Raw genomic sequence first — 24673 nt, forward strand, 5'->3', positions numbered from 1 at the left:
GGCTCCTCCCGGTGCTGTTCACCGGCGTTCGTTCAGGGTGTCGCCGAAGGTCACGTCCAGCTCCGTGATCAGGGCCTCGGCGAGCTCGGACTGCTGGGCCCGGTCGATGATCACCTTGTCGAGGTTGGCGACACCCTGGATCGACGTCAGGTCGTTGCCGCGCAGGTCGAGGTCCTTGTACTTGCCCCGGCCGAACTCGGTCAGCCGCAAGGTACACGCGTCCAGAACCGCTCCGGTCAGGGCGCAGCCGGTGAACGACGCCTCGGTGAGCACGCACTTGGAGAACGCGACGGGGCCGGTGGCGCGGACCTGCTCGAAGCTCGTGTAGTCGAGCTTGCAGTTCTCGAAGAGCACGTTGTCCAGGGCCACGCCGGTGAGACTGGCACCCAGAATCTTGCAGTTGCGGAAGACGACGCGGGACAGCTTGCTGTCGGTGATGCGGGCGCTAGCCAGGTCGCAGGTGTCGAACTCGACGGAGTCCAGGGAGGTGACGTTGGACAGGTAGCTGCCGGGCTCGTTCAGGCTGGGCAGGGTGACGGTGACGCAGCCGAAGGTGATGCTGTCCACGGGGTCGGGCTCCGCTCTGTCGGGCCGGGCCCGCACCGGATGGTGCGGGGCCCGGCGGAGGTTGGATGTGCTACTTGCTCTTCTTGGACCAGTTGTCCCAGGTGGGCCGGTTGTCGAACTTCGGGGTGTAGTTGTCCCAGGTCGGTCGGTTGTCGAACTTGGGGCCGGCGACGGGCTGACTGGACGTCAGGTCGGCGATCACCGGGGAGTCGGTGGCGGCCAGCAGTTCGAGGATGGTCATGCTGCTCGTTCCTCTCGGACGGTATCGGACAGTGCGGTGACGAGGGCTTGTCCGGATACGCGGCAGTAGTTGGTTTCGGTGGTGTCCAGGCGCCCGTTCTCGAAGTAGCGATTGCCGGCCTGGGCACCGCGGCAGAAGCCGAAGAACTGGCACCGGGTCTCGCACTCGTCCAGGCCGGCCAGGAACTCGCGCACGTACCGCAGGTGGTGCGCGCGGTCCAGCATGGAGCCGATGGTCAGCTCCAGGACGTTGCCGGCCCGGAAGTCGTCGTATGCCGGGGCGCTGATGCCCGCGAACTCGGGCGAGAGCAGGACCACGTCCCCAGTAGCGGAGACGGTGGGGATCGGGTCGATCAGCGTGTCGTCCCACGCGGCCGGACCTGCGGTGCGGACGGCCCGCAGGTAGCCGCCGAGCCGGTCGATCTCACGGACGGTCAGCTCGCGGTGCTGCCGGGACCAGGCGATGGTGCGGCGCCAGAACTCGCGAGCCTGTTCAGTGGCGGGGACCGCCCGGTCGGTGTTGACGCCCTCGGCCTCCTCCATGTTCAGCCCGACGCTGTGGCAGCCCAGGCCGGCCATGAAGTCCAGCAGCCCCTCCGGGCCGGCGATCCCACGCGATCACCACCGTCCGCCTCGCCCATGCCCAGTTCGGTCAAGGTGCCCTCGAACCTGCCGTCGCCACGGCCATGTCGGTCCCGGCCGAGGCCGCCGGTCACCCCCCGCATCACCGGAATGCTGAACGCCTTCGGAGCGAGGCTGGGTGACGTCGCCGCGGGCAGCGGCCCGGCCCGTACCTGGGCGGAGTACGCCCACACGCCAAGGAGGACCACCGCGTGACCCTTGAGCTCCGCCACCATGCCGACCTCACCGCGCGGGCCCGTCAGGATCTGCTCGACGTCTACGCCGACGTCCGGGCGCCCTTGTTGCACCTGCCCAACTACCGCGTCGAAACGTTCGCCGAACGCCTCGACCGGCACGCCACCGAACCCGGCTTCGAACTCGTCCTCGGCTACCACGGCGACGACCCGATCGGCTACGCCTACGGCAACACCGCCGACGCCAACGACCGGTACTGGAAGCGCATGACCGAACCGCTGCCCGACGGCTACGCCGACAGCCCTGTGCTGGTCATCAAGGAGATCGGCGTCCGTACCCCCTGGCGCGGCACTGGCACCGCCCGCCGGATCCACGACGAACTCCTCGCTCAGCGCACCGAGGGCCGCGTCACGCTGATGGTCAATCCGCTCGCAGGGGAGGGCAAGGTTCAAGGCGTGTACGAGTCCTGGGGCTATCGGGCCATCAACAGCCAGCAGCCGTCGCCGGAGTCGCCTCGGCTCGTCGCCATGGTTCGACGGCGTTGAACGAGATCATCGGATCCCTGTCCACCCCATGACGGGTTGAGCACTGGCCACCCGCAGCGCGCACCATCGCAACAGGGACGTGCCGATGACGAACGCGGCGGGCGCCAGCACGAGGCAGGCGAGCGGGCCGAGGCGCACGGGGGCGAGGCAGAGCACGAGGAGGAAGCCCAGGGTGCCGACGGCCGAGCTCAGAGCGCCGCGCGTCATGTCAGTGGCGGGCGGCGCGCCGGCCGAGCGGTGTACCGAGGGGACCATGATCGCCAGAAGCACGGGCAGGGAAGAGACGACCCCGCCGAGGAAGGGCCCGAGCGCGTTGGCAGCGGCAACGCCCACCAGCACGGTCGCGCCCGACAGCAGCATCCGCGCCGGTAGCTCCCATCTCTGGGCGGGCCTCGGCGGTCGGCCGCTCGCACCGCTGGCCGGGAGGGTCCGTAGCCCGACGACGGCCACGGCCAGGGCCAGCCCGCCGGAGACCCAGACGCTCTCGCAGCCCGCCCCCACCAGAGCTGCCCCGGCCGCGCAGGGCAGGGCCGCCGCGAGCGTCCGGGTCGGCCGGCGGCCCGCTGCGAGGCGTCCGTAGGCGAGGCAGAAGCACGCCACGACCAGGGTGCCCGTGACGGAGCCGTGCGCGGCAGCCGCCGTCTTCGCGGGACCGTAACCCAGCCAAGTCACCGCGAGGAACGGCCCGGTGGTCGTCGGTGCGCCGAGCAGTTGCCCGCCCCGGCGCGGTCCCAGCCGGCGCGCGACGAGGGTGGCGAGCAGGACGAGCAATGGAGCGAGGGCGGCGCGAAACAGCAGCAGTTCCATGTTCGAGAGTCTCTCGCCGATCGGCCCGATATTGGCTCGGACATCTCGCCACACTAGGCCGGAGCGCCGAGGAATACTCGGCATATTCCTGGATTGGTCGAGCAATACGTAGCATCGTGGCGTGGACCACATCGATCGACAGCTTCTTGTTCTCCTCCTTCAGGACGGCCGGGCGACCTACCAGGAGCTGGGCCGTCAGGTCCGGCTGTCCGCGAACACGGTGGCCGACCGGGTGCGTCGGCTCCAGGCGGCCGGTGTCATCCAGGGCTACCGGGCCGAGCTGAACCTGGAGGCGTTCGGCCGCGGCATGCAGATGATCAGCGACATCCGCCTGCGCGACGACACGGACCGCCGCGCCTTCGAAGCGCAGCTCGCAGAGGTGCCCCAGGTGATCGGCGCGATGCGGGTCACCGGCGACTACGACTTCCAACTCCGCCTGGCCTGCACCGATTCGCGCGAGTTCGAGACCGTGGTCGACCGCCTCAAGGCCGAACTGGGCGTGCGGCAGGTCCACAGCCGCCTCGTCCTGCACGAGGTGTCGCTGGGCCTGGACCGCGTCATCGGGTCCTGATGCTGCGGCTGCGCGGGCCACTGTCAAGGGTCGGGCTACTCAAGTCGCTTGAGTGGCCCGCACCTTGGCGAGGTGTCCGACTCCGCGGAAACTAGGGGCGGAGGTGCGCATGAGTGTCTTCGCGAGGCTCGCCAGGGTGGCCCCGCTCGCTCCGCTGGCGGGCGTCGTCTCGATCCTCTCCGTCCTCGCGCTCGGGGCCCCGCCCGGAATGGTGCGGCAACGCCGGCGCGGGGCACGGATGTTGCGCCGATACGCAGGACGCTGCGGGGCGTACCGGGGGCAGGTCGTCGAACGCAGGACGGGAGCCGGCGTCGTCGGCTCCGATCCGTGCTGGGAGACGGTCACGGGGCTGTGGCAGGGCGACATCGCCGAGGTGGCGGCCGAGGTCGCCCGCGCGGTACGGGACGCGGGCTACGACTGGGACTCCGGTGTCCGCGCGGGCTCGAAGCGGAGGTGGCAGGGCACGCCGACGCGCCCCGCCCTGGACGTCTCCCTGGTCGCGGCCGGTGGCGCCCTCGCTCGGGCGGGCCACCTCGCCGTCCCGCGACGAGCGGGGCGCGGGCCGGTCCTGGTCTGGTGGCACAGCGGAGCTCCGGACCTTCCGGGCCGTGCCCGTTACGGGGAGGGCAAGCGTCTCCGCTACCGCCGGCTGCTGCCCCCGGTCGTTCCGGCCGGCAGCACTGCTGTGCTGATGCACCTCCGCGAGTGCCGACCTGGACTGACCGCTTGAGCGCGGGTCAGGGCAGTTCGGATTCGAGGCGGTGTTGCAGCTCGCCGAGGGTCGCGCGGGCGAGCTCAAGCCGTGATTTTCGTCCCCGCCACGCATGACTTCGACGAGGTGTCCCGGCTCGCGGACAGCTGCGCCGACCGCTTGAGCCCGCCTTCGTCTGATGCACCTTCAGACGTCTGAGGGTGCATCGATCATCATCCGGGCCGCCCGCTGCTCGCCGGGAGACGCCCTTGCCACGAGCCGTCGAGCGTCCCGGCGGATCCGGTAGCTGGTGCAGGCGGTGCGGCACGCGCAACTGCCCTGGCAGCGAGGTGCGTCCAGTTGCCGTCAACAGCGTGATCGGTGCTGTTGTTGGTGGTTTCCGGGCGGGGCTAGGCTGGTGATCCCGGACTCCGTGAGTGAGCAAGCCGTGACGAAACAGGATGGGCGCCTTCCAGGGAGCCGGCCGACCCAGTGGGGCGGCGGCGAAACGGGCACGGCGGTGGCGATCGTCGACGTCCACGGGTGCGTGACAGGCTGGAACGCCGATGCCGAGCGGCTCCTGGGCTACCCCGCCGACGAGGTCGTGGGCCGGCCCGCGGCGGACCTGCTGATCGAGCCCGTCACCGGCGACGACGTACGAAGCGCCGTGGCCGGGGCCCCGGAACGGTGGAGCGGCCCGCTCGCCCTGCGGCACCGCGACGGGCGGCGCGTGGAGGTGACCGTGATCGCGCACCACAGCCGCGCGGAGGGGAACGGGCCGGACGGCTGGCGTGTCCTGTGCGCCCTGACGGGCTCGGAACCCCGGCCCGGGGACGAGGACCTCGCGCGGTGGGCCTTCGAGCAGGCGCCGCACTGCTCGGTCTCGCTGTACGACGCGCAGCTCCGGTACCGCCGCTCCAACCAGGCCATGGTTCCCGTCGTCGGCCTGCCGGACAGCGCGCTGCGCGGCCTGGGCATCCTCGACATCACCACCCAGCCGCAGTCCGCCAAGCTCGCCGACGGACTGCGCCGCGCGCTGGAAAGCGGCGAGCCGGTGCACCTGGAGAGCTTCCAGCGCACCGGGGGCGAGCGGCGGATCCACGCCTGGTCCGTCGACTTCGCGCCCCTGAAGGACCCCGACGACCCCGACGGCACGGTGCACGGTGTCGCCCTGGTCGCCCACGACATGACCGAGCAGTTCTGGGCGCGCAAGCGCCTGCTGCTGCTCAACGAGGCCGGCAGCCGGATCGGCAGCACGCTGGATCTCAGCCGGACCGCGCGCGAGCTGTTGGAGGTGACGGTCCCCGAGTTCGCGGACTTCGCCAGCGTCGACCTGCTCACCGCCCTCGAAGCCGACATCGAACCGAGCGCCGGGGAGCTCGCCGGCGGTGTGATGCTCCGGCGGATCGCGCACCGCTTCGCCCCGGGCACGCGGCTGCCGACCGTGCTGGAGCTCGGCACCACCGACAGCTATCCGGAGTTCACACCGCCGGCGCGCGCGCTCGCGACGGGCGCCGGAGTGCTCTGCAACGCCGAGGACCCCGAGTTCGTCCACTGGATGGCGGTGGACCGGCGCCGCGCCGCGATCATCCGGGACCAGGGCTACCACTCGATGGTGGCGGTGCCGTTGCGCGCCCGCGGGGTGACGCTCGGCGTCGCCGTGTTCTACCGCCGCAGCCGCGCCGACCGCATGGAGCGGTTCGGCCAGGACGACCTCCTGCTGGCCGAGGAACTGGCCGCCAGGGCCGCCGTCGCGATCGACAACGCCCGCAGGTACACCCGTGAGCGGGAGACCGCGCTCTCCCTGCAGCACAGCCTGCTGCCGCAGCGCATGCCGGAGCAGGCGGCGATGGAAGCGGCCTCCAGGTACGTCCCGGCGTCGACGCGCTCCGGGATCGGCGGCGACTGGTTCGACCTGATCCCGCTCTCCGGCGCCCGCATCGCCCTGGTCGTCGGCGACGTCGTGGGCCACGGCATCCGCGCCACCGCGACCATGGGCCGGCTGCGCACCGCCGTGCGCACCCTCTCGGACGTGGACCTGCCGCCGGACGAGCTGCTGACCAGCCTGGACGACCTCGTGGTGCGGCTGTCGGAGGAGGCCGGGGCAGCGGGGGAGGTCGGCGAGATAGGGGCCACCTGCTGCTACGCCATCTACGATCCGGTGTCCCGGACGTGCACGATGGCCAGCGCCGGGCATCCGCCGCCGGTGATCCTGCCGCCGGCGGGCACGCCAGAGGCAGCCCGGGTGTCGATCGGCCCGCCGCTCGGCGTCGGCGGCGGGCTGCCCTTCGAGGCGACCGAGGTGAAGCTGGCCGAAGGCAGCCTGGTCGCGATGTTCTCCAACGGTCTGGTCGAGACCCGCGAGCGCGACGTCGACGAGGGCTACCAGCGGCTGTGCCAGGTGCTCGCACGCACCGGTCCCTCGCTGGAAGACGCCTGCGACGCCGTCCTCGACGACCTGGTGGCGGGGCGCCCCCGCGACGACGTCGCCCTGGTCATCGCGCGCACCCGCGCCCTGGACGACGACCGCGTCGTCACCTGGGAGATCCCGTCCCACCCGTCCGCGGTGGCGACCGCCCGCAAGGCGGCCTCGCAACGGCTGTCCGAGTGGGGCGTGGGCGAGCAGCTCTACGCGGCCGAACTGATCATCAGTGAACTGGTGACCAATGCGATCCGCTACGCGGCCCCGCCGATCACCCTGCGCCTGATCCGCGACCAGGTCCTGATCTGCGAGGTCTCGGACGCCAGCAGCACCGCCCCGCACCTGCGCCGCGCCCGTGACTGGGAGGAGGGCGGCCGCGGCCTGCTGCTCGTCGCCCAGATGGCACACCGCTGGGGGGCCCGGCACAGCCTGACCGGCAAGACGATCTGGGCGGAGATGCCGCTCCTCCCGTGAAGGGCCTCCCTGACTGGTCGTCAGCACCGCCGGCGTCACGCTGAAGAGTGAACTGTCCCGAAGCGGCTCGAATCCGTGGACGGGAGCGCTACGTTGGTGTCCCGTCACAGACCAATGAGGAGAACCGGCGGCGTGACCAGCGAGCAGGATGCCATCAACACGGCCGTGGACGCCGTCATCTCCGCAGTGCGGGTCGGTGACACCGCGGGTCTGTACGAGGCCGTGATGCCACCGGCCGGCGAGCGGACGCCGCCCGACGAGGCCGCCCAGTGGTTCGCCCTGCTCCTGATCCACGTGGCGCTCGCCGCCTCCGCGGCCTGCGAGTTGGAACGGGGCTGTTCCCGGGAAGCCCTCTCGCGGTGGGTCGAGGATGTGCTGGGCCCGCCGCTCACCCCCGCGTTGATCCGTAGTGCGGACCCCGCCCGCATCGACCACGTCGCGGCCGCGACCGCCGCGGCCGACCACGCCCGGTACGTCGAGTACACCGTCGAGCTGATGCGGGTGGGCCTCTCCGCACCGGGCGACGACGTGGACCCGCGGATCGTCGAAGCCCACCAGGCGGCGACGAACGACAAGACGGCCCGGATCAACGTGATCGCGCTGCTCGGCCGCCTCGCCGCCGTGCCCTCCCGGCAGGGGTGAGCCCGGCGGCACCTTCGCGGTCGGCGGTCGGATCTCGATCTTCACAGCAGCGTCTGGGCCAGGTTGTCGGTCACCCGCTGGAGCACCGAGACCGCAGCGGCGTACTCCTCCTCCGTGATGTCGCCGAGGAACTCCGCACGCACCCGGGCCATGTGGTCCTTCGCCGTCGCCAGGCCCTCGCGGCCCTGCTCCGTGAGGGTCAGCCGGCCGTCCGTCCCGATGCTGAGCCAGCCCCGGTGTACGAGGGCGTCGGCGGCGTGGACGATCACCTCGGTGTCCATGCCGTAGGGCACGGCCACGGCGCGAACCTCCTCCCTGGTGAGCCCGTGCTCGGCGCGGACGATGTTGTTGAGCGCCCACCACTGCGGCTGGGTCACGTCGATGCGTGCCAGGGCGGCTTGCGAGTGCCGCAGGATCGCCTCGGTGGCGCCCCAGGCGACCAGGGCGATGGGCGGCTGGGAGGGGGTGGCGGTGCGGTTCTGCGGGGTGCTTACGGTCGTCATGATCGGCAGGCTAGAAGCTCAAGTGCGGTTGAGGTCAAGGTCGTGGCGCTGCCGCCACGAAGCCGTTGTGGCGGGTGTGAGCCCTGCGGCAAGGACGGCCCCTGGTACGTACTCCGGCTCATCGACGGTGCTGCGGACCCCGGTGGTTTCGCACTGGGTCCGGGCTCCTCCCGGATGGGGTCACCGGCGTTGGTTGAGGGTGTCGCCGAAGGTCACGTCCAGCTCCGCGATCAGGGATAGGTCGCAGACGTCGAACTCGACGGATTCCAGGCGGACTTTGGCGAGCAGGACACGATCGGCCCGCAGTCCGCCGATGCGGCCGGTGATGAGGCTGGTGTCGGACAGGTCCAGGTCGCGCAGATCGGCGTCGGCGTAATGGAAGTCCTGGACGATGCCCCGGGCGGAGTCCAGGGAGGTGACGTTGGACAGGTAGAGGCCGGGCTCGTTCAGGGTGGGAAGCGTGACGGTGACGCGGCCGACGGTGAGGCTGTCCATGGGGTGGGGCTCCGCTCTGTCGGGCCGGGGCGGGCCTGGGCGCTTCAGCTGGCGCGGCGTCATGTCCCCTGCACGTGGGGAGAAGAGCGCGCAGAAAGCGAGTACGGCCCTTGTCCGCACCCTACTGCCACGACAGGATTCCGATCTGCACCGAGACTCCACAGATCCTCGAAGTCGTGGCTCCCCGGACCGAGGAGCCACAGTCCCCGGAAGGGCCTCATCATGACCGTCCTCAAGCGCGCGCTCGGCACCACCCTTGCCGCCGGCGCCCTCCTGCTGACCGTCGGCGCACTGCCGGCCAGCGCTCAGGCTGCCGTCACCGGGCAGGCGGTTTTCGTCGGCAATGCTTTCAGTGGCAGCCCCTACCTCTCGAACAGCAGCGCCTACAACAGTGCCCACGCCCAGGCCATGGCGGCGGGCTACACCGATGCCCAGTGCTCGCTGACCAAGGCGCCGATCGCCTACCGGATCACTCCGACCCTCTGGCAGTCCAGCGCGCAGATCACCTGCAACGCCTGACGAATCGACGCCTGACGAACGACTGCCGAGTGCGTGCCATGGTCCGCAGACCGTGGCACGCACTCGCTCAACGGTTCAGCGCGCGCCGAGCAGGTGCTCCAGCGCCAGCTGGTCGAGCTGCTCGAAGGCCATGCCGCGGGCGGCCGCCGCGTCGACGTCGAACTCCTCGAAGGCCGCGCGGTCGGCGAGCAGGCCGGCCAGGCCGTCCTCCGCCGTGCGGGCGGCGAGTTCGGGCAGGCGCGAGGCGGCGAGGGCGGCCTGGACGTCGGGGTCGGCGCGGAAGGCGAGGGCGCGCTCGCGCAGGAGGAGGTAGTTGCGCATGCAGCCGGCGGCGGAGGCCCAGACGCCGTCGAAGTCCTCGGTGCGCGGGGGCTTGAAGTCGAAGTGCTTGGGGCCCTGGTAGCCGGCCGACTCCAGGAGGTCGACCAGCCAGAAGGCCTGGCGCAGGTCGCCGGCGCCGAAGCGGAAGTCCTGGTCGTACTTGATGCCGGACTGGCCGTTGAGGTCGATGTGGAAGAGCTTGCCGTGCCACAGGGCCTGGGCGATGCCGTGCGGGAAGTTGAGCCCGGCCATCTGCTCGTGGCCGACCTCGGGGTTGACGCCGACCCGGTCGGAGTACTCCAGCTCGTTGATGAAGGCCAGGGCGTGGCCGACGGTCGGGAGCAGGATGTCGCCGCGGGGCTCGTTGGGCTTGGGCTCGATGGCGAAGCGCAGGTCGTAGCCCTGCTGCTCGACATACTCGCCGAGCAGGTCGAAGGCCTCCTTCAGCCGGTCGAGCGCGGTGCGAACGTCCTTGGCGGCGCCGGACTCGGCGCCCTCGCGGCCGCCCCAGGCGACGTAGACCGAGGCGCCGAGCTCGGCGGCCAGGTCGATGTTGCGGATGGTCTTGCGCAGCGCGTAGCGGCGCACGTCGCGGTCGTTGGCGGTGAACGCGCCGTCCTTGAAGACGGGGTGGGTGAAGAGGTTGGTGGTGGCCATCGGGACCCGCAGGCCGGCGGTGTCCAGGGCGGCGCGGAACCGCTTGACGGTCTGCTCGCGCTCGGCGTCCGAGGAGCCGAACGGGATCAGGTCGTCATCGTGGAAGGTGACGCCGTAGGCGCCGAGCGCGGCGAGCCGCTGGACGGTCTCGACCGGGTCGAGGGCCGGCCGGGTGGCGTCGCCGAAGGGGTCCCGGCCCTGCCAGCCGACGGTCCACAGGCCGAAGGTGAACTTGTCGGCCGGGGTGGGAACGAGGGGGTCGCTGGTCACTGCTGGCTCCGATCACTGCGCACTACCGGGAAACTTCCGCCCGCAAACGTGTTTGTCAGGGCGAAAAACAAATTAGTATGCCGAGGCGTCGGAAGGAAGCCCCCAGATGGAGGAACGCATGGCAGCCCAGCGAGTTGTGATCGGTGTCGACAGCTCCACCCAGTCGACCAAGGCCCTCGCCGTCGACCTCGCGACCGGGACGGTGCTCGGCCAGGGGCGCGCCGCGCACACCGTCAGCGAGGGCGCCGGGCGGGAGAGCGACCCCGAGCAGTGGTGGCGGGCGCTCGGCGAGGCGGTGGCCGCGACCGGCTGGGCGGACCGGGCGGTCGCCGTGTCGGTGGCCGGCCAGCAGCACGGGCTGGTCACCCTCGACGCGGCCGGCCGGCCGGTGCGCCCGGCCCTGCTCTGGAACGACGTGCGGTCCGCGCCGCAGGCCGCGCGGCTGCGGGACGGGTTCGGCCGGGAGGAGATCGCCCGGCGCACCGGCAGCGTCCCGACCGCCGCCTTCACCGCCGCCAAGTGGGCCTGGCTGCGGGAGCACGAGCCCGCCGCCGCCGACCGGGTCGCCGCCGTCCGGCTGCCGCACGACTTCCTGACGGAGCGTCTGACCGGCGAGCCGGCCACCGACCGCGGGGACGCCTCGGGAACCGGCTGGTGGGGGCCGGACGGCTACGACCGGGAGATCCTCGACCGGATCGGCCTCGACCCCGCCCTCCTGCCGCCGGTCCTCGCACCGGGCACGGGGGTCGGCTTCGTCGGCCCCGACCTGCCGCTGCGGCAGGGAACGCTGGTCGCCACCGGGACCGGCGACAACATGGCCGCCGCGCTCGGACTCGGCCTGACGCCCGGTCAGCCGGTGCTCAGCCTCGGCACCTCCGGCACCGTCTACGCCGTCGGCCGCAAGCGCCCCACCGATCCGAGCGGGACGGTGGCCGGCTTCGCCGACGCCCTCGGCGGCTGGCTGCCGCTCGCCTGCACGCTCAACTGCACCCTGGCCGTCGACCGCTTCGCCGCCCTGCTCGGGCGCGACCGCGAGGAGGTCGAGGAGGGCGGCACGGCGGTGGTGCTGCCCTACCTCGACGGCGAACGCACCCCCGACCTGCCGGGCGCCTCCGGCCTGGTGCACGGTCTGCGCCACGACACCACGCCGGGCCAGCTGCTCCAGGCCGCCTACGACGGCGCCGCCCACGCCCTGCTCACCGCCCTCGAAGACGTGCTGGGCGCGGGGGGCGAGAGCCCCGACCAGGACGTGCCGCTGCTGCTGATCGGCGGCGGCGCCCGCGGGCGGGCCTGGCAGCGGACCGTGCTGCGCCTGAGCGGTCGCGCCGTCCAGGTGCCGGCCGCCGCGGAGCTGGTCGCGCTCGGCGCCGCCGCGCAGGCGGCCGCCCTGGTCACCGGGGAGCCGGCCGACGCGGTGGCCTGCCGCTGGCGGACCGCCGAGGGCCTGCTGCTGGAGCCGGTGGCGCGCGACGACGAGGCGCTTGAGAGGATCACGGTTACCCTGCGTCGGGCAGGGGCGCTGCAGGGCGCCCCGGCGCGGGACCAGTAGGAGGGACGTCGCGAGTGGCGGTCGGCGCAGTGAGCAGGAACCCGGAGGGCGGACCGGCCTCGCAGCAGGCCATGCGCCGGCAGAACCTCGCGGTGGTGCTCGGCACGATCGCCGGGCAGAGCCCGCTCTCCGGGCTCTCCCGGGCGGACGTCGCCGGCCTCACCGGGCTGACCAGGGCGGCCGTCTCCTCGCTGGTCGACGAGCTGATCGGCCGCGGCGCGCTGACCGAGGCGGAGACCGCGCCGAGCGGCCGGGTCGGCCGGCCCGGCCGGGCGCTGGCCGTCAGCGACAGCGGACCGGCGGGCCTCGGGTTGGAGGTCGGCGTCACGCACCTCGGCGCCTGCGTGGTGGACCTGCGCGGCGAGGCCCGGGTGTGGCGGCGGGTGGAGCGGGCCAACGCGGGCCGGCCGGCCGGCGAGGTGCTGGCCGAGGTCGCGGCGCTGGGCGCCGAGGCGCAGGCCGAGGCGGACGGGCTCGGGCTGCGCGTCGAGGGCCGGGTGCTGGCCGTGCCCGGGGTGGTGCCGAGCGCCCAGCCGGGCCTGGTCGAGCACGCCCCCAACCTCGGCTGGCACGCCGTGCGGCCTGCCGACCACTGGCCCGACCCGGAGACCGTGCCCGAGCCGGAGAACGAGGCCAACCTCGGCGCGCTGGCCGAGTACTGGCAGGGCGGGCACGGCGCCGAGACCTTCGTGCACGTCTCCGCCGAGGCCGGCATCGGCGCCGCGCTGATCGTCGACGGGCAGCTGTTCCGCGGCGCGCGCGGCTTCGCCGGCGAGCTCGGGCACATCCCCGTCCACCCGGACGGCCTGCCCTGCTCCTGCGGTTCGCGCGGGTGCCTGGAGCAGTACGCGGGGGAGGCGGCCGTGCTGCGCGAGGCCGGGCTCGTGGGGGAGGGGGACCCGGTCGCGCTGCTGGCCGGGCGGGCGGGCGCGGGGGACCGGGCGGCGCTGCGCGCGCTGGAGCGGGCGGGCCGCGCCCTGGGGCTGGCCCTCGCCTCCGCGGTGAACCTGGTCGACCCGGACGGCCTGGTGCTGGGCGGCGCCTACGCCGAGCTCGCCGACTGGCTGCTGCCGGCGGTCCGCGCCGAGCTGGCCGCCCGGGTCACCGTTCGGCCCTGGCCGTCCGAGGCCCTGCGGCCCTCGCTGCTGGGGCGGCGCGGCGCGCTGCTCGGCGCGGCCCTGGTGACGACCCGTCAGCTGATCGCGGACCCGACCCGGCTGCCAGCGGCCTGACCGGCCCGGGGCCGTCCCGGCGCAGCGTGCATAATGACCGGTCAGACATCGGAGCACTGCGCTGGGAGGCACTGACGTGGCCGTGACGGACGAGGCGATCGAGAAGATCAAGACGATGATCCTCTCGGGCCGGCTCAAGCCCGGTGACCGGCTGCCCAAGGAGCCCGACCTGGCGGCGCAGCTGGGGCTCTCCCGCAACTCGCTGCGGGAGGCGGTGAAGGCGCTGTCACTGCTCAACGTGCTGGACGTGCGGCAGGGCGACGGCACCTACGTGACCAGCCTGGAGCCCTCGCTGCTGCTGGAGGCGCTCACCTTCATCCTCGACCTGCACCAGGACGAGTCGGTGGTGGAGCTGTTCCAGGTGCGGGCGGTGCTGGACTCCGCGGCCTCCGGGCTGGCGGCCCAGTGGGCGACCGACGAGCAGCTGGCCGAGCTGGCCGCGCTGCTCGACAGCGTCGGGCCGGACCCGACGGTCGAGGAGCTGGTCGCGAACGACCTGGAGTTCCACCGGCTGATCGCCCGGGCCGGCGGCAACGACGTGCTCGCCTCGCTGCTGGACTCGCTGGCGCACCGTACGGCGCGGGCCCGGATCTGGCGGGGCGTCACCCAGGAGCAGGCGGTGGAGCGCACCATGTCCGAGCACCGCGGGCTGCTCGACGCGCTGGTCGCGCACGACGTGGAGGCGGCCAAGGCACGGGCGGCGGTGCACGTCGGCGGCGTGGTGGAGTGGCTGCGCAAGGCGCTCTGAACGTCCGGATGTGGGTGTGGCCGACGGCGGGAGCCGTCGGCCACGGGTGGTTCGGTCCTTGCTGTCAGGAGGTCAGCCCAGGTTCCACTGCTGGTTCGGCTGGTCGTTGCAGCCCCAGAGCTGGAGCTTGGTGCCGTTGGCGGTGCCGGCGCCGCTCACGTCGAGGCACAGGCCCGACTGCAGGCTGGTGATGGTGCCGTCGTTGTTGAGGCTCCACTGCTGGTTGGCCCCGCCGTTGCAGCTCCAGATGTCGACCGGGGTGCCGTTGGTGGTGCCGTTCTGGTAGGCGTCCAGGCACATCTGGCTGCTGCCGCTGAACAGGGTGATCTGGTTGGACGAGTTGTGCGTCCAGCTCTGGTTCGAGTTGCCGCTGCAGTCCCAGATCTGCTGCACGGTCCCGTTGGTGGTGCTCCAGTTGTTGTCGTCCATGCACTTGTTCGCGCCGACCGCGTGGATCGGGGCGGCGCCGATGCCGCTGTTGGTGGTGACGCCGGCCTGGGCGATGACCTCCTGGGCGCCGGCCGGCCAGTTGTAGCCGCTCACCTGGACGTTGCCGCTCAGCACGTTGTTGTGCGGGGAGCCGGTGGCGACGACGGTGGCGCCGCCGTTGTACCAGTTGTTGGCGAAGGTGTTGTCACTGGTGTTGTTGTTGGCGGAGGCGTTGGTGTTCGCCCAGACCCCGGTGTCCTGGAGGACGTTGTTCTCCAACTGGATGTAGCGGGAGCCTTCGTCGAGGTAGAGCCCCACGGTGTTGTCGTTGTTGTAGATGTAGTTGTCGGCGATGAAGCCGCCGGGGTTCGCGGACAGGTTGTAGATGCTGCCGCCGTCGTGGAAGACCTTCTTCGTGTCGTGCACCTTGTTGTAGGTGACGATGTTGTTGTTCAGCGTGGTCGGCGTGGTGTACGTCGGCTGGTAGTTGTAGACGCCGCGGTTGACGTAGTCCTGGCTGCCGCCCGGGTCGTTGATGCCCCAGCCCCAACCGATGTCGATGCCGTCGTAGCCGAGGTTCGAGACCTCGTTGTGCGTGATGACGGCGTGCGAGACGTACGTGGACAGGATGCCGGGCATGTCTTTGTAGTCCTGCGCCACGTTGGACACGGAGTTGTTGCTGATCGTGATGTTCTGGTTGGTCATCGCGGAGTTGGACGGGTGGTGCGCGTCGGGCTGGACTCCGCCGACCACGATGCCGCCGCCGGCGTCGGTGGTGAAGGTGTTGCCGTTGACGGTGATGTTGGAGGCGCCGAGGCCGGTGCCGGTGGCGACGGCGTCCGCGTCCTGGCCGATGCCGAGGCCGACCTGGCCGAGGTTGGTGAAGGTGTTGCCGCTGAAGGAGATCCCGCTCGCGGCCGAGACCTGGACGGCCGCGGGGGCCTCGCCCCAGCTGTTGCGGGTGGACTCGAAGCCCTGGCAGCCGGTGTTGCAGTCCGACAGGAAGTTCGAGGGCTCGTTGGAGTAGGCCTGGTTGAGGAAGGTGCCGGTCTGCTGGTCGGCGTAGCCGATGTTGCTGCTGGGGGCCAGCCAGGTGGTGTCCTGGAAGCTGATGCCCTGGAACTGGATGTTGTGCGCGGGGCTGCTGTAGCTGCCGCCGATGTTCAGCAGCGAGGTGGTCAGCGGCAGTTCGACGTCATGGGCGCTGGGGTTCCAGCCGGCCGGCGCCTTGTAGTAGAGCTGGCCGGCGCTCGGGTCGAGGTACCACTGGCCGGCGGTGTTCAGGAACGCGTAGGAGTTCTCCAGCTGCAGGCCGCCGCCGGCGAACGGGTTCTCCATCGTGTCGTAGCCCCAGCCGTTGTTCTGCCAGGCCGGTTCCTGCATGGTCACGGTGGTGCCGCTGATGCTCTGGAGCGGGGTGAAGCGGTCGGTGAAGGAGTTCTGGGCCTCCAGCTCGATCCGGTTCTGCTCCGGCAGGTTGCCGATCCAGGTGAGGTTCGAATTCTGGATGGTCAGACCGGTGGTGATGAAGGAGACGTCGCTGCGGGCGATGTTCATCGCGGCGCGCGGCGCGGCCGTGCCGTCGATGTAGAGCTGGCGGGAGTCGGTGCCGGTGGGGATCGAGGCGGCGTAGATGTTGTTGGTGGAGTCGTGCAGGGTCCAGCCGGTCACCTGCTCGCCGCCGGAGATCACCGGGGTCTGGCCGGGGGCGGCCTGCCAGATGACGTTGTGTCCGTTGTTGCCCGAGTCGGCGCTGGTGAGGCCGAGCGGGGAGGTCAGGCGGTAGGTGCCGCCGGCGAGCTGCACGACGATGTCGCCGCTCATCGAGCCGTTGATCGACTCGACGGAGGTCTTGGCCTGGGTCAGCGAGCACGGCGCCGCCGAGCTACAGGCGGTGCCGGACCCACTGGGGGAGACGAACAGGGTGGTGGAGGTAGCGGCGTTCGCCGTGGTGGGGTTGGCGGCGGCGGCCGCGGCGAGCAGGAGCGCGCCCGTGACTGCGGCCGTCGCGCGTCGGCGTCCGCCGACGCGCTGCTGGGGATGAGACGTCATCGTCACTATGCCTTGTCGGTAGGGGGATCTGCCCTCGGGGGAGGGCATGGAGCACCGTCGGGCCTGTCCCGCAGGCCCGACGGAGTCTGGGGGCGAGGTCGGTCTCCCAAGTCGTCCAGGGATCAGGGGCCGACGCTTGTCAGCCGAGGTTCCACTGCTGGTTCGGGCTGCCCAAGCAGGTCCAGAGCTGGAGCTTGGTGCCGTTGGTGGTGCCGGAGTTGCTCACGTCGAGGCACAGGCCGGAGAACACGTTGGAGATGGTGCCGTCCGGGTTGAGCTTCCACTGCTGGTTGACCGCGCCGGTGCAGGTCCAGATCTGGGCCGCCGTGCCGTTGGTGGTGCCCTATCCGGCGTCGTCCAGGCACATCTGGCTGCTGCCGCTGAACAGGGTGATCTGGTTGGACGAGTCGTGCGTCCAGGTCTGGTTGGTCCCCCCGCCGCAGTCCCAGATCTGCTGCTGGGTTCCGGGGGTGGTGCTCCAGTTGTTGTCGTCCATGCACTTGTTCGCGCCGACCGCGTGGAGCGCGGCGGTGCCGATGCCGTTGTTGGTGACGAGGCCGGCCTGCGCGATGACCTCCTGGGCGCCGGCGGGCCAGTTGTAGCCGCTCACCTGGACGTTGCCGGTCAGGACGTTGTTGTGCGAGTCACCGGCGGTGACGGCCGTGCCCGCGCCCGCGTTGTACCAGTTGTTGGCGAAGGTGTTGTTGCTGGTGTTGTTGTTGGCGTCGGCGTTGGCGAAGGCCCAGGCGTTGGTGTCCTGCAGGACGTTGTTCTGCAGGTTGACGTAGCGGGAGCCTTCGTCGAGGTAGAGCCCGACAGTGGTGTTGTTGTTGTAGACGTAGTTGTCGGCGATGAAGCCGCCGGGGTTCGCGGACAGGTTGTAGATGCTGCCGCCGTCGTGGAAGATCTTCTTCGTGTCGTGGACCTTGTTGTAGGTCACGACGGTGTTCTGCAGCGTGGTCGGCGTGGTGTAGACCTGCTGGAAGTTGTAGGTGCCGCGGTTGACGTAGTCCTGGCTGCCGCCCGGGTCGTTGATGCCCCAGCCCCAACCGATGTCGATGCCGTCGTAGCCGAGGTTCGAGACCTCGTTGTGCGTGATGACGGCGTGCGAGACGTACGTGGACAGGATGCCGGGCATGTCCTTGTAGTCCTGCGCCACGTTGTTGACCAGGTTGTTGCTGATCGTGACGTTCTGGTTGGTCATCGCGGAGTTGGACGGGTGGTGGGCATCGGGCTGGACTCCGCCGACGACGATGCCGCTTCCGGCGTCGTTGGTGAAGGTGTTGCCGCTGACGGTGATGTTCGAGGCGCCGAGGCCGGTGCCGGAGGCGACGGCGTCCGAGTCCTCGCCGATGCCCAGGCCGACCTGCCCGAGGTTGGTGAAGGTGTTGCCGCTGAAGGAGATCCCGCTCGCGGCCGAGACCTGGACCGCCGCGGGGACCTCGCCCCAGCTGTTACGGGTGGATTCGAAGGCCTGGCAGCCGCTGTTGCAGGAGGTCAGGAAGTTCGAGGGCTCGTTGGAGTAGGTCTGGTTGAGGAAGGTGCCGGTCTGCTGGTCCGCGTAGCCGATGTTGCTGCTGGGGGCCAGCCAGGTGGTGTCCTGGAAGCCGATGCCCTGGAACTGGAGGTTGTGCACGGGGTTGCTGAGGCTGCCGCTGATGTCCAGGAGTGAGGTCAGCTCGGGCAGTTCGACGTCGTGGGCGGTGGGGTTCCAGCCGGCCGGCGCCTTGTAGAAGAGCTGGCCGGCGACCGGGTCCAGGTACCACTGCCCGGCCGTGTTGAGGAACGCGTACGCGTTCTCCAACTGGAGGGCCCCGCCGGCGAAGGGGGTCTCCATGGTGTCGTAGCCCCAGCCGTTGTTCTGCCAGGCCGGCTCCTGCATGGTGATGTTCGTGCCGCTGATGCTCTGCACCGGCGCGAAGCGGTCGGTGAAGGAGTTCTGGGACTCGATCTCCATCCGGTTCAGCTGCGGCAGGCCGGCGATCCAGTTGAGGTTGGGGTTCTGGATCGTCATGCCGGTGCTGGTGAAGGCGACGTCGCTGCGGGCGATGCTCATCGCTGCGCGCGGCGCGGGGGCGCCGTCGACGTAGAGCTGCCGTGAGTCGAAGCCGGCGGGGATCGAGGCGGCGTAGATGTTGCTACCCGAGTTCTGCAGGGTCCAGCCGGTCACCTGCTGGCCGCCGGAGATCACCGGGCTCTGGCCGGGGGCGGCCTGCCAGATGACGTTGTGTCCGTTGCTGCCCGAGTCTGTGCTGGTGAACTTCAGCGGCGACGTCAGGCGGTAGGCGCCGCCGGCGAGCTGCACGGCGATGTCGCCGCTCATCGAGCCGTTGATCGACTCGACGGATGCCTGAGCCTGGGTCAGCGAGCAGGGCGTGGTGGCGCTGCAGGCAGTTCCGGACCCGGTGGGGGAGACGAAGAGCGTGGTGGAGGTAGCGGCGTGCGCCAGGCTCGGGGAGGCGGCGGCTGCGGCGAGCATGAGCACGCCCGTGACGGCGGCCATCGCGGATCGGCGTCCGCCGACTCGCTTCGGGGGGTGAGACGTCATCGTCTTCTTGCCTTTCCAGGGTGCCCTGGGGGAGGGGCGGTGGAGCACCGTCGGGCCTGTCCCGTAGGCCCGACGGAGTCTGGGGGGATGCGCTGGGGGTGCGCTGGCTGCTCCGGGCGCCGGATCCCGGGTGGCCGGACCGGCGGGTCGCCGCTGTACGTCAAGCGGCCGGATGGTGGAGCCGGGTGTGGCGGTCGAGGATCGGGGCCCGCCGCACCCGGCGTTTTGTAAGTCGTATTTATCGGGCCATGGCAGAGAAGTGTCAAGGGGATAGGCATGCCTAGTTACGAGAGCGTTTCCGCCGACGCCGTTTCCGGTCGCGTCGAGCCCGTGCGGGGAGGTGGCTCACCAGGGCCTGTGTGCTAGAGTCCGCGCGGATACGAGCATGCTTGCGCCCCGTGGAGTCGTACTCTTCACTCCGGGTGCGACGCGAAAGGGGGCCAGCGGTGGCGGAGGTGACGCCCGGCGCGGCCAGTGCCTACCGGCCGGGCTACGAGACGGCGGCGGAGCGGATCCTGGAGCTGATCGCCGCCGAGGGCCTCGCACCCGGGGACCGGCTGCCCACCGAGTACGAGCTCGCGGAACGCATCGGCACCAGCCGCACGGTGGTGCGCGAGGCCGTCAAGATGCTCTCCGCGCTGGGCCGCGTCCGGGCGCTCAAGGGCCGGGGGCTGTTCGTGGCCGACGACCCGGGGATGCTCGGCACCACCGCCAGCCCGTTCTTCCTGCCCACCGACCTCGAACACGTCTACATGCTGTTCGAGTTCCGCCGGGCCCAGGAGATGGAGTCCAGCCGGCTCGCCGCCACCCGGGCCACGCCCGCCGAGCTGCGGGCCATCGGTGAGGCCGTCGACCTGTGCGGACACGGCTTCGAGACCGGCGACGTGGCCACGTTCATCCGGGGTGACGACGCCTTCCACATGTCCGTCGCCGCCGCCTCGCACAACTTCTTCACGGTCGCCGTGATCCGGGAGGCCCGGCGGCTGCAGAGCCAGTCCAGCCTGATCGGCATGTCGGGCGAGCTCGGACCGCACGCTCCGCAGGCGGTCGAGGAGCACGCCGCGATCTACCGGGCGATCCGGGCGGGCGACCCGGAGGCGGCGGCGCAGGCCGCGGCGGTCCACATCGAGAACTCGCTGGAGGACTACCGCAAGGAGATACAGCGCCGGCTCTTCCAGCCGGGCGGCACCTCCCCGGCCTGAGCAGAGCTGCCCGGACTGACGCGTGCAGCAACGCGGTTGACGGTGCGTCAGCCGAACACCCGGCGCCGGATCTCGCGCCGGTAGTCCTCCAGGGTCTTGTCCAGGTGCACGGCCGCGGCCTCGGCCGCGGCCTGCGGATCGCCGTCCCGGATCGCCCGGTAGATCGCGGCGTGCTCGGCGACCGCCTCCTCGGCGTGCTGGCCCACCGCGCCGTGCATCCCGATGGTGCTGGACTGGCGCTGGAGCCGACGGGCCTCGCGCACCGCCGCGACCAGGAACTCGTTGTGCGAGGCCGCCGCGATGCCCAGGTGGAACTCGTCGTCGCCCTGGTGGAACAGCTCCGCATCGCCGGACAGGTGGCCCTGGCGGCAGAGCTCGGCGGCGGCCTCGATCGCGCGCAGTTCGGCGGGGGCCGCCCGGCTCGCGGCCAGCCGGCTGGCGGTCGTCTCCTGGGTCCGCCGGAACTCGAACAGCATGTAGACGTGGTCCAGGTCGGTCGGCAGGAAGAAGCCGTCCCAGCGGGAGCCGCCCAGCATTCCCCCGTCGTCGGCGACGTACAGGCCGCGCCCCTTCTGCGCGCGGACCCGTCCGAGTGCGGACAGGATCCTGATCGCCTCCCGGACCACGGTGCGGCTGGTGCCCAGTCGGGTGGCCAGCTCCTGCTCGGTGGGCATCCGGTCGCCCGGCTGCAGCCGCGAGCCGGCGATCAGTTCGAGGATCTGCTCGGCCACCAGCTCGTAGCCGGGCCGGTAGGCGCCTTGGCCGCCGGTGGTCCCGCGCCCGTGGGGCGACACGTCCGCCGGTAGCGGTGGGGGTGCGCCGTCGATGGCCATGCTGGGTCCCTCCCGAGTCCGCGGCCGCCCCGATGAGGAGAGCGGCCCTGATCCGGTGAGGAGCGTACATCTGTGACACTCCGGCGCCAAGATGTAGCGTACTTATTTCCTGCTCGAAACCCGGCCGAAACGGACTATTCCCGACCATCGGCGGCCTCGAACAGGTAACAGATCGGGCAGAACGCGAAAATAAGCATGCCCATCCCCTTGACTCTCCGGCTCGCAGGCGCTGGCATAGGGCCCCAGAGACGGTCGCCATCCCGACCAGGAGGCTTCCACGCCGAGCCGGATGCCGAACCGCTCACCCCAGGGCTTCTGATGAGTCCTACACATCATCTGCTCTTCGCCACCCGACCACGGTGGTGCTAGGACGTAGTGGAGTACACATGACGACCAAGATCGACACCGGGACGCGTCGGTCGGGCGTGAGACACGGCCGCAGGATGCTCGTCGCCGCCGCAGGCGCCGCGCTCACCCTCGCCTCCGTGACCGCCTGCGGTGGGGGCAGTGGCGGGGGGAAGGTCGCGGACGGCTTCACCCAGGCGCCGCAGGGCGGCGGCAAGCTCACCGTCTGGGTGGACTCGACGCGGCTCGCCGCGGCGCAGCTCTACCAGAAGGAGCACCCGGCGGTGAAGCTGGACATCGTCACCTACGACGGCGACGCCAACGGCTCCAACTACCTCCAGACCAAGGTCAGCCTGTTCAACCGCACCGGCAGCGGCTGGCCGGACGTGGTGTTCAGCTCGCAGAACAACGAGGCCACCTGGGCTGTGTCGGCGGGCTTCGCCGCGCCGCTGGACAAGGGCCTGGTCGACCCCGGTGTGCTCTCCGGCTTCGCCCCCGGCGCCAACACCCCGTGCACGGTCGACGGCACGGTCTACTGTCTGCGCAACGACCTCTCGCAGACCGTGCTCTGGTACAACGCCCCGCTGATGAAGCAGTGGGGCTACAGCGTGCCGACCACCTGGGAGCAGTACCAGCAGCTCGGCGAGAAGGTCGCCACCGAGCACCCGGGCTACCTGGTGGGCTCGGTCGGGGACTCCTACGCCCCCGAGGTCTACATGTGGGCGAGCAAGTGCGGCGCCAACCAGGTCACCGGCGCGAAGGCGGTCACGGTGAACACCACCAGTGACGCCTGCACCAAGATGGCCACGCTGCTCGACACCCTGATCAAGGACGGCACGATGTCCAAGAGCAGCGTGTTCAGCTCCGACTTCGACAAGAACGACGCGGCCAAGGTCCTGATGATGCCCGGCCCGGCGTGGTACGGCAGCGCGGTCTTCCAGGGCACCTTCAAGACCCCGTCCGGCCAGATCACGGCCTCCCCGATGCCGCAGTGGGAGGGCGACAGCAGCCCCTCGGTGGGCAACGTCGGCGGCGGCACCTGGCTGCTCTCCGCGCACAGCAAGGACCTGAAGGACGCGACCGACTTCCTGACCTGGGTGAGCACCTCGGACGACTACCAGGGCAAGGTCTCCCCGGGCTACCCGGCCTACATGCCGGCCGCCAAGACGTGGCTGGCCCAGCAGGGCGCCTCCGGCTACTACGCCGGCGACCCCGCGCCGGCCCTGCAGGCCGCCGCCGGTCAGGCGTGGCTGGGCTGGGGCTACCCGCAGTACAGCCAGGAGGCCATCTGGGCCGCGACCATGACCCCGCAGATCACCGCCGGCAAGACGATCGCCTCGCAGCTGCCCGCCTGGCAGACCGCGATCGCCAACTACGCCAAGGCCGACGGTTACCAGGTGACGACCCAGTGACGTCGTCCCCTCCGCAGAACGCCCGGGCCTCGGCGGCGCTCGCCAACCGGCGAGCCGTCTGGCCCGGGCGGGCCGGGCACGGTTTCGTGGCCGCCTACGTCGTGCTGCTGGTCGCCTTCGGCGTGGTGCCCACCGTGTACGCGATCTACTTCGCGTTCACCGACTCCGGCAACCAGTTCGCCGGCCTGTCGAACTTCATCTCCGTGGCCAGTGACTTCCGCTTCCTGCCGGCCATCGGCCACGTGGCCGTCTACCTGGTGTGCTGGCTGGCCTCGCTGGTGGTCTTCGTGGTCGGGCTGACCCTGCTGCTGCACCGGGTCGCCTCGCAGGGGGTGAGCCGAGCGCTCCGCTTCGTCTACTACATCCCGGGCGCGCTGGCCGGCGCGGCGAGCGTGATGGTCTGGCTGTTCATGCTGGACCCGACGGTCAGTCCGATCGGCTTCCTGCTGCGGGCGATGGGCTTCGACACCTTCGGGCAGGTCGTCGCCCCCGGCAACATGCCGATCCTGCTGACGATGATCGCGTTCTGGACCGGCGCGGGCGGCTGGATCGTGGTCATGTACGGCGCGCTGAACAACATCTCGCCCGAGATCATCGAGGCGGCCCGGATCGACGGGGCGGGGCCCTGGCAGATCGCCCGGCGGATCCAGATCCCACTGCTGCGCAAGTGGATCGTCTACATGGTGGTGCTCGCCTTCGCCGGCGGGACCCAGCTGTTCGTCGAACCGCAGCTGCTCTCCCAGGCGAGCAACGGAGTGGCCGGGCGCGACTACTCGCTCAACCAGCTCTCCTACGACTTCGCCTTCCAGAACAACAACGTCAACACTGCCGCCGCCATCTCGGTCGAGCTGCTGCTCGTCGGGCTGTGCGTCGCCGGAGTGTTCGTCGCCAGATCGGGGTTCTTCGATGCCGACTGACACCAAGCGCCGGCTGAAGAACCCGCTGCCCGCGGTGGTGCTCGTCCTGTTCGCGGTCTTCTTCATCCTGCCGGTGGTCTGGCTGCTGCTCGCCGCCACCAAGACCGACGACCAGCTGGTGCACAACAACCCGCTGTCGTTCGGCTCCTGGCACGCGCTGAAGGCCAACTGGGACGCCCTGACGGGCTATCAGGACAACGCGGTGTTCACCTGGCTGGGCAACTCCGCGCTGTACTCGGTCATCACCCTGGGGATCACGCTGGCCGTGGCGATCCCCGCCGGGTACGCCCTGGCGATGACCGAGTTCCGCGGGCGCCGCTTCCTGCTGGTGGCCACCCTCGTCGTCATGCTGATGCCCAGTGCCACGCTGGTGGTGCCGCTCTTCCTGGAGCTGAACGAGGTCCACCTGATCGGGTCGATGTGGTCGGTGATCCTGCCGTACTCCTTCTACCCCTTCGGCGTCTACCTGACCTACATCTACTACAGCACGGCGGTGCCCCCGGCCCTGCTGGACGCCGCGCGGATCGACGGGTGCTCGGAGGTCCAGGTCTTCCGCCGGATCGCCCTGCCGCTCGCGGCCCCCGTGGTGGCGCTGGTCGGGTTCTTCAGCTTCGTCGCCAACTGGACGAACTACTTCCTGCCCTACGTCCTGCTGCCGCAGAGCGACCAGTTCCCGGTGCAGGTGGGCCTCGGCACCCTGCTGAACGACGTGCCGCAGTTCAACCCGACGGTCGGCACCTTGGCGGTGCAGCGGCCCGAACTCGCGCTCGCCACGCTGCTGGCCATCTCGCCCGTGGTGCTCGTCTTCCTCTTCTCCCAGCGCTACCTCGTCGGCGGGATGCTCGCCGGCTCGATCAAGGACTGAC

22 protein-coding genes and 1 pseudogene are annotated in these 24673 nt (G+C 70.8%); 13 read left to right on the top strand and 10 right to left on the bottom strand.

Annotated features, from left to right (window positions below; genetic code table 11):
- Positions 1–18: 18 nt before the first annotated feature.
- The 3 genes from FHX73_RS28290 to FHX73_RS28295 all read right to left on the bottom strand — a co-directional run bounded on the left by FHX73_RS28290 (position 19) and on the right by FHX73_RS28295 (position 1386).
- Complete coding sequence (locus tag FHX73_RS28290) at positions 19–567, bottom strand: pentapeptide repeat-containing protein (protein ID WP_170305110.1); 549 nt, start codon at positions 565–567, stop codon at positions 19–21.
- Positions 568–637: 70 nt separating this feature from the next.
- On the bottom strand, positions 638–808 hold the full coding sequence (gene amcA / locus FHX73_RS44980) for a multiple cyclophane-containing RiPP AmcA (RefSeq protein WP_170305111.1): 171 nt from the start codon (positions 806–808) through the stop codon (positions 638–640).
- On the bottom strand, positions 805–1386 hold the full coding sequence (locus FHX73_RS28295; RefSeq protein ID WP_145908729.1) for a radical SAM protein: 582 nt from the start codon (positions 1384–1386) through the stop codon (positions 805–807). Before FHX73_RS28295 ends, amcA begins: the two co-directional genes overlap by 4 nt.
- Before the next feature lie 254 nt (positions 1387–1640).
- On the opposite strand from FHX73_RS28295, the gene FHX73_RS28300 reads away from it, so the two are divergent.
- Positions 1641–2168, top strand: coding sequence for a GNAT family N-acetyltransferase (locus FHX73_RS28300; RefSeq protein WP_145908730.1), 528 nt, complete (start codon positions 1641–1643; stop codon positions 2166–2168).
- Positions 2169–2174: 6 nt separating this feature from the next.
- Here the strand turns inward: FHX73_RS28300 and FHX73_RS28305 are convergent, their stop codons facing one another.
- Positions 2175–2975: a hypothetical protein gene (locus FHX73_RS28305; protein WP_145908731.1), complete on the bottom strand. Its 801-nt coding sequence runs from the start codon at positions 2973–2975 to the stop codon at positions 2175–2177.
- A 121-nt stretch (positions 2976–3096) separates the two neighbouring features.
- Here FHX73_RS28305 and FHX73_RS28310 point away from each other — a divergent pair, with 121 nt between their 5' ends.
- From FHX73_RS28310 to FHX73_RS28325, 4 genes are all read left to right on the top strand, one after another.
- Positions 3097–3546 (top strand): Lrp/AsnC family transcriptional regulator, encoded by a 450-nt coding sequence (locus FHX73_RS28310; protein WP_145908732.1) that lies wholly within the window; start codon positions 3097–3099, stop codon positions 3544–3546.
- A 109-nt stretch (positions 3547–3655) separates the two neighbouring features.
- Positions 3656–4276 carry a hypothetical protein gene (locus FHX73_RS28315; protein ID WP_145908733.1) on the top strand — a complete coding sequence of 207 codons (621 nt, stop codon included), beginning with the start codon at positions 3656–3658 and terminating at the stop codon, positions 4274–4276.
- 409 nt (positions 4277–4685) lie between these two features.
- Entirely contained in the window at positions 4686–7133 is a 2448-nt protein-coding gene (locus FHX73_RS28320) for a SpoIIE family protein phosphatase (protein ID WP_145908734.1), read from the top strand.
- Positions 7134–7265: 132 nt separating this feature from the next.
- Positions 7266–7775: a hypothetical protein gene (locus FHX73_RS28325; RefSeq protein WP_145908735.1), complete on the top strand. Its 510-nt coding sequence runs from the start codon at positions 7266–7268 to the stop codon at positions 7773–7775.
- Positions 7776–7816: 41 nt separating this feature from the next.
- Here FHX73_RS28325 and FHX73_RS28330 read toward each other — a convergent pair whose 3' ends face one another.
- A complete protein-coding gene (locus tag FHX73_RS28330; RefSeq protein WP_145908736.1) occupies positions 7817–8278 on the bottom strand; it encodes a MarR family winged helix-turn-helix transcriptional regulator in 462 nt (153 codons plus the stop codon).
- 180 nt (positions 8279–8458) lie between these two features.
- Positions 8459–8773 carry a hypothetical protein gene (locus FHX73_RS28335; RefSeq protein WP_145908737.1) on the bottom strand — a complete coding sequence of 105 codons (315 nt, stop codon included), beginning with the start codon at positions 8771–8773 and terminating at the stop codon, positions 8459–8461.
- A gap of 222 nt (positions 8774–8995) precedes the next feature.
- On the opposite strand from FHX73_RS28335, the gene FHX73_RS28340 reads away from it, so the two are divergent.
- Complete coding sequence (locus FHX73_RS28340; protein ID WP_145908738.1) at positions 8996–9292, top strand: hypothetical protein; 297 nt, start codon at positions 8996–8998, stop codon at positions 9290–9292.
- A gap of 75 nt (positions 9293–9367) precedes the next feature.
- Here the strand turns inward: FHX73_RS28340 and xylA are convergent, their stop codons facing one another.
- Positions 9368–10540, bottom strand: coding sequence for a xylose isomerase (gene xylA / locus FHX73_RS28345; RefSeq protein WP_145908739.1), 1173 nt, complete (start codon positions 10538–10540; stop codon positions 9368–9370).
- 118 nt (positions 10541–10658) lie between these two features.
- Here xylA and xylB point away from each other — a divergent pair, with 118 nt between their 5' ends.
- From xylB to FHX73_RS28360, 3 genes are all read left to right on the top strand, one after another.
- On the top strand, positions 10659–12089 hold the full coding sequence (xylB, locus tag FHX73_RS28350; RefSeq protein ID WP_145908740.1) for a xylulokinase: 1431 nt from the start codon (positions 10659–10661) through the stop codon (positions 12087–12089).
- 71 nt (positions 12090–12160) lie between these two features.
- A complete protein-coding gene (locus FHX73_RS28355; protein ID WP_145909170.1) occupies positions 12161–13321 on the top strand; it encodes an ROK family protein in 1161 nt (386 codons plus the stop codon).
- Positions 13322–13397: 76 nt separating this feature from the next.
- Positions 13398–14069: a FadR/GntR family transcriptional regulator gene (locus FHX73_RS28360; RefSeq protein WP_145908741.1), complete on the top strand. Its 672-nt coding sequence runs from the start codon at positions 13398–13400 to the stop codon at positions 14067–14069.
- A gap of 72 nt (positions 14070–14141) precedes the next feature.
- Here FHX73_RS28360 and FHX73_RS28365 read toward each other — a convergent pair whose 3' ends face one another.
- Both FHX73_RS28365 and FHX73_RS28370 read right to left on the bottom strand, forming a co-directional pair.
- Positions 14142–16550: an RICIN domain-containing protein gene (locus tag FHX73_RS28365; protein ID WP_145908742.1), complete on the bottom strand. Its 2409-nt coding sequence runs from the start codon at positions 16548–16550 to the stop codon at positions 14142–14144.
- A gap of 139 nt (positions 16551–16689) precedes the next feature.
- Positions 16690–19098, bottom strand: a pseudogene (locus tag FHX73_RS28370) (RICIN domain-containing protein).
- 446 nt (positions 19099–19544) lie between these two features.
- Here FHX73_RS28370 and FHX73_RS28375 point away from each other — a divergent pair.
- Positions 19545–20300, top strand: coding sequence for a FadR/GntR family transcriptional regulator (locus FHX73_RS28375; RefSeq protein ID WP_281292730.1), 756 nt, complete (start codon positions 19545–19547; stop codon positions 20298–20300).
- A 47-nt stretch (positions 20301–20347) separates the two neighbouring features.
- On the opposite strand, the gene FHX73_RS28380 is transcribed toward FHX73_RS28375, so the two are convergent.
- Positions 20348–21133 (bottom strand): FadR/GntR family transcriptional regulator, encoded by a 786-nt coding sequence (locus FHX73_RS28380; RefSeq protein WP_170305112.1) that lies wholly within the window; start codon positions 21131–21133, stop codon positions 20348–20350.
- A gap of 386 nt (positions 21134–21519) precedes the next feature.
- Here FHX73_RS28380 and FHX73_RS28385 point away from each other — a divergent pair, with 386 nt between their 5' ends.
- The 3 genes from FHX73_RS28385 to FHX73_RS28395 are packed head-to-tail and all read left to right on the top strand — an operon-like array spanning position 21520 to position 24672.
- Positions 21520–22890, top strand: coding sequence for an ABC transporter substrate-binding protein (locus FHX73_RS28385; RefSeq protein WP_145908743.1), 1371 nt, complete (start codon positions 21520–21522; stop codon positions 22888–22890).
- Complete coding sequence (locus FHX73_RS28390) at positions 22887–23807, top strand: carbohydrate ABC transporter permease (RefSeq protein ID WP_145908744.1); 921 nt, start codon at positions 22887–22889, stop codon at positions 23805–23807. Before FHX73_RS28385 ends, FHX73_RS28390 begins: the two co-directional genes overlap by 4 nt.
- A complete protein-coding gene (locus tag FHX73_RS28395; RefSeq protein ID WP_145908745.1) occupies positions 23797–24672 on the top strand; it encodes a carbohydrate ABC transporter permease in 876 nt (291 codons plus the stop codon). Before FHX73_RS28390 ends, FHX73_RS28395 begins: the two co-directional genes overlap by 11 nt.
- Position 24673: the final 1 nt, after the last annotated feature.

Source organism: Kitasatospora viridis, assembly GCF_007829815.1.
GTDB lineage: Bacteria > Actinomycetota > Actinomycetes > Streptomycetales > Streptomycetaceae > Kitasatospora > Kitasatospora viridis.

Coding starts and splice junctions, on each gene's coding strand:
- FHX73_RS28295 (WP_145908729.1), bottom strand. CDS start 1,386: ATGGCCGGCCTGGGCTGCCACAGCGTCGGGCTGAACATGGAGGAGGCC.
- FHX73_RS28305 (WP_145908731.1), bottom strand. CDS start 2,975: ATGGAACTGCTGCTGTTTCGCGCCGCCCTCGCTCCATTGCTCGTCCTG.
- FHX73_RS28380 (WP_170305112.1), bottom strand. CDS start 21,133: ATGGCCATCGACGGCGCACCCCCACCGCTACCGGCGGACGTGTCGCCC.
- FHX73_RS28385 (WP_145908743.1), top strand. CDS start 21,520: ATGACGACCAAGATCGACACCGGGACGCGTCGGTCGGGCGTGAGACAC.
- FHX73_RS28315 (WP_145908733.1), top strand. CDS start 3,656: ATGAGTGTCTTCGCGAGGCTCGCCAGGGTGGCCCCGCTCGCTCCGCTG.
- xylB (WP_145908740.1), top strand. CDS start 10,659: ATGGCAGCCCAGCGAGTTGTGATCGGTGTCGACAGCTCCACCCAGTCG.
- FHX73_RS28355 (WP_145909170.1), top strand. CDS start 12,161: ATGCGCCGGCAGAACCTCGCGGTGGTGCTCGGCACGATCGCCGGGCAG.
- FHX73_RS28330 (WP_145908736.1), bottom strand. CDS start 8,278: ATGACGACCGTAAGCACCCCGCAGAACCGCACCGCCACCCCCTCCCAG.
- amcA (WP_170305111.1), bottom strand. CDS start 808: ATGACCATCCTCGAACTGCTGGCCGCCACCGACTCCCCGGTGATCGCC.
- FHX73_RS28335 (WP_145908737.1), bottom strand. CDS start 8,773: ATGGACAGCCTCACCGTCGGCCGCGTCACCGTCACGCTTCCCACCCTG.
- FHX73_RS28365 (WP_145908742.1), bottom strand. CDS start 16,550: ATGACGTCTCATCCCCAGCAGCGCGTCGGCGGACGCCGACGCGCGACG.
- FHX73_RS28340 (WP_145908738.1), top strand. CDS start 8,996: ATGACCGTCCTCAAGCGCGCGCTCGGCACCACCCTTGCCGCCGGCGCC.
- FHX73_RS28395 (WP_145908745.1), top strand. CDS start 23,797: ATGCCGACTGACACCAAGCGCCGGCTGAAGAACCCGCTGCCCGCGGTG.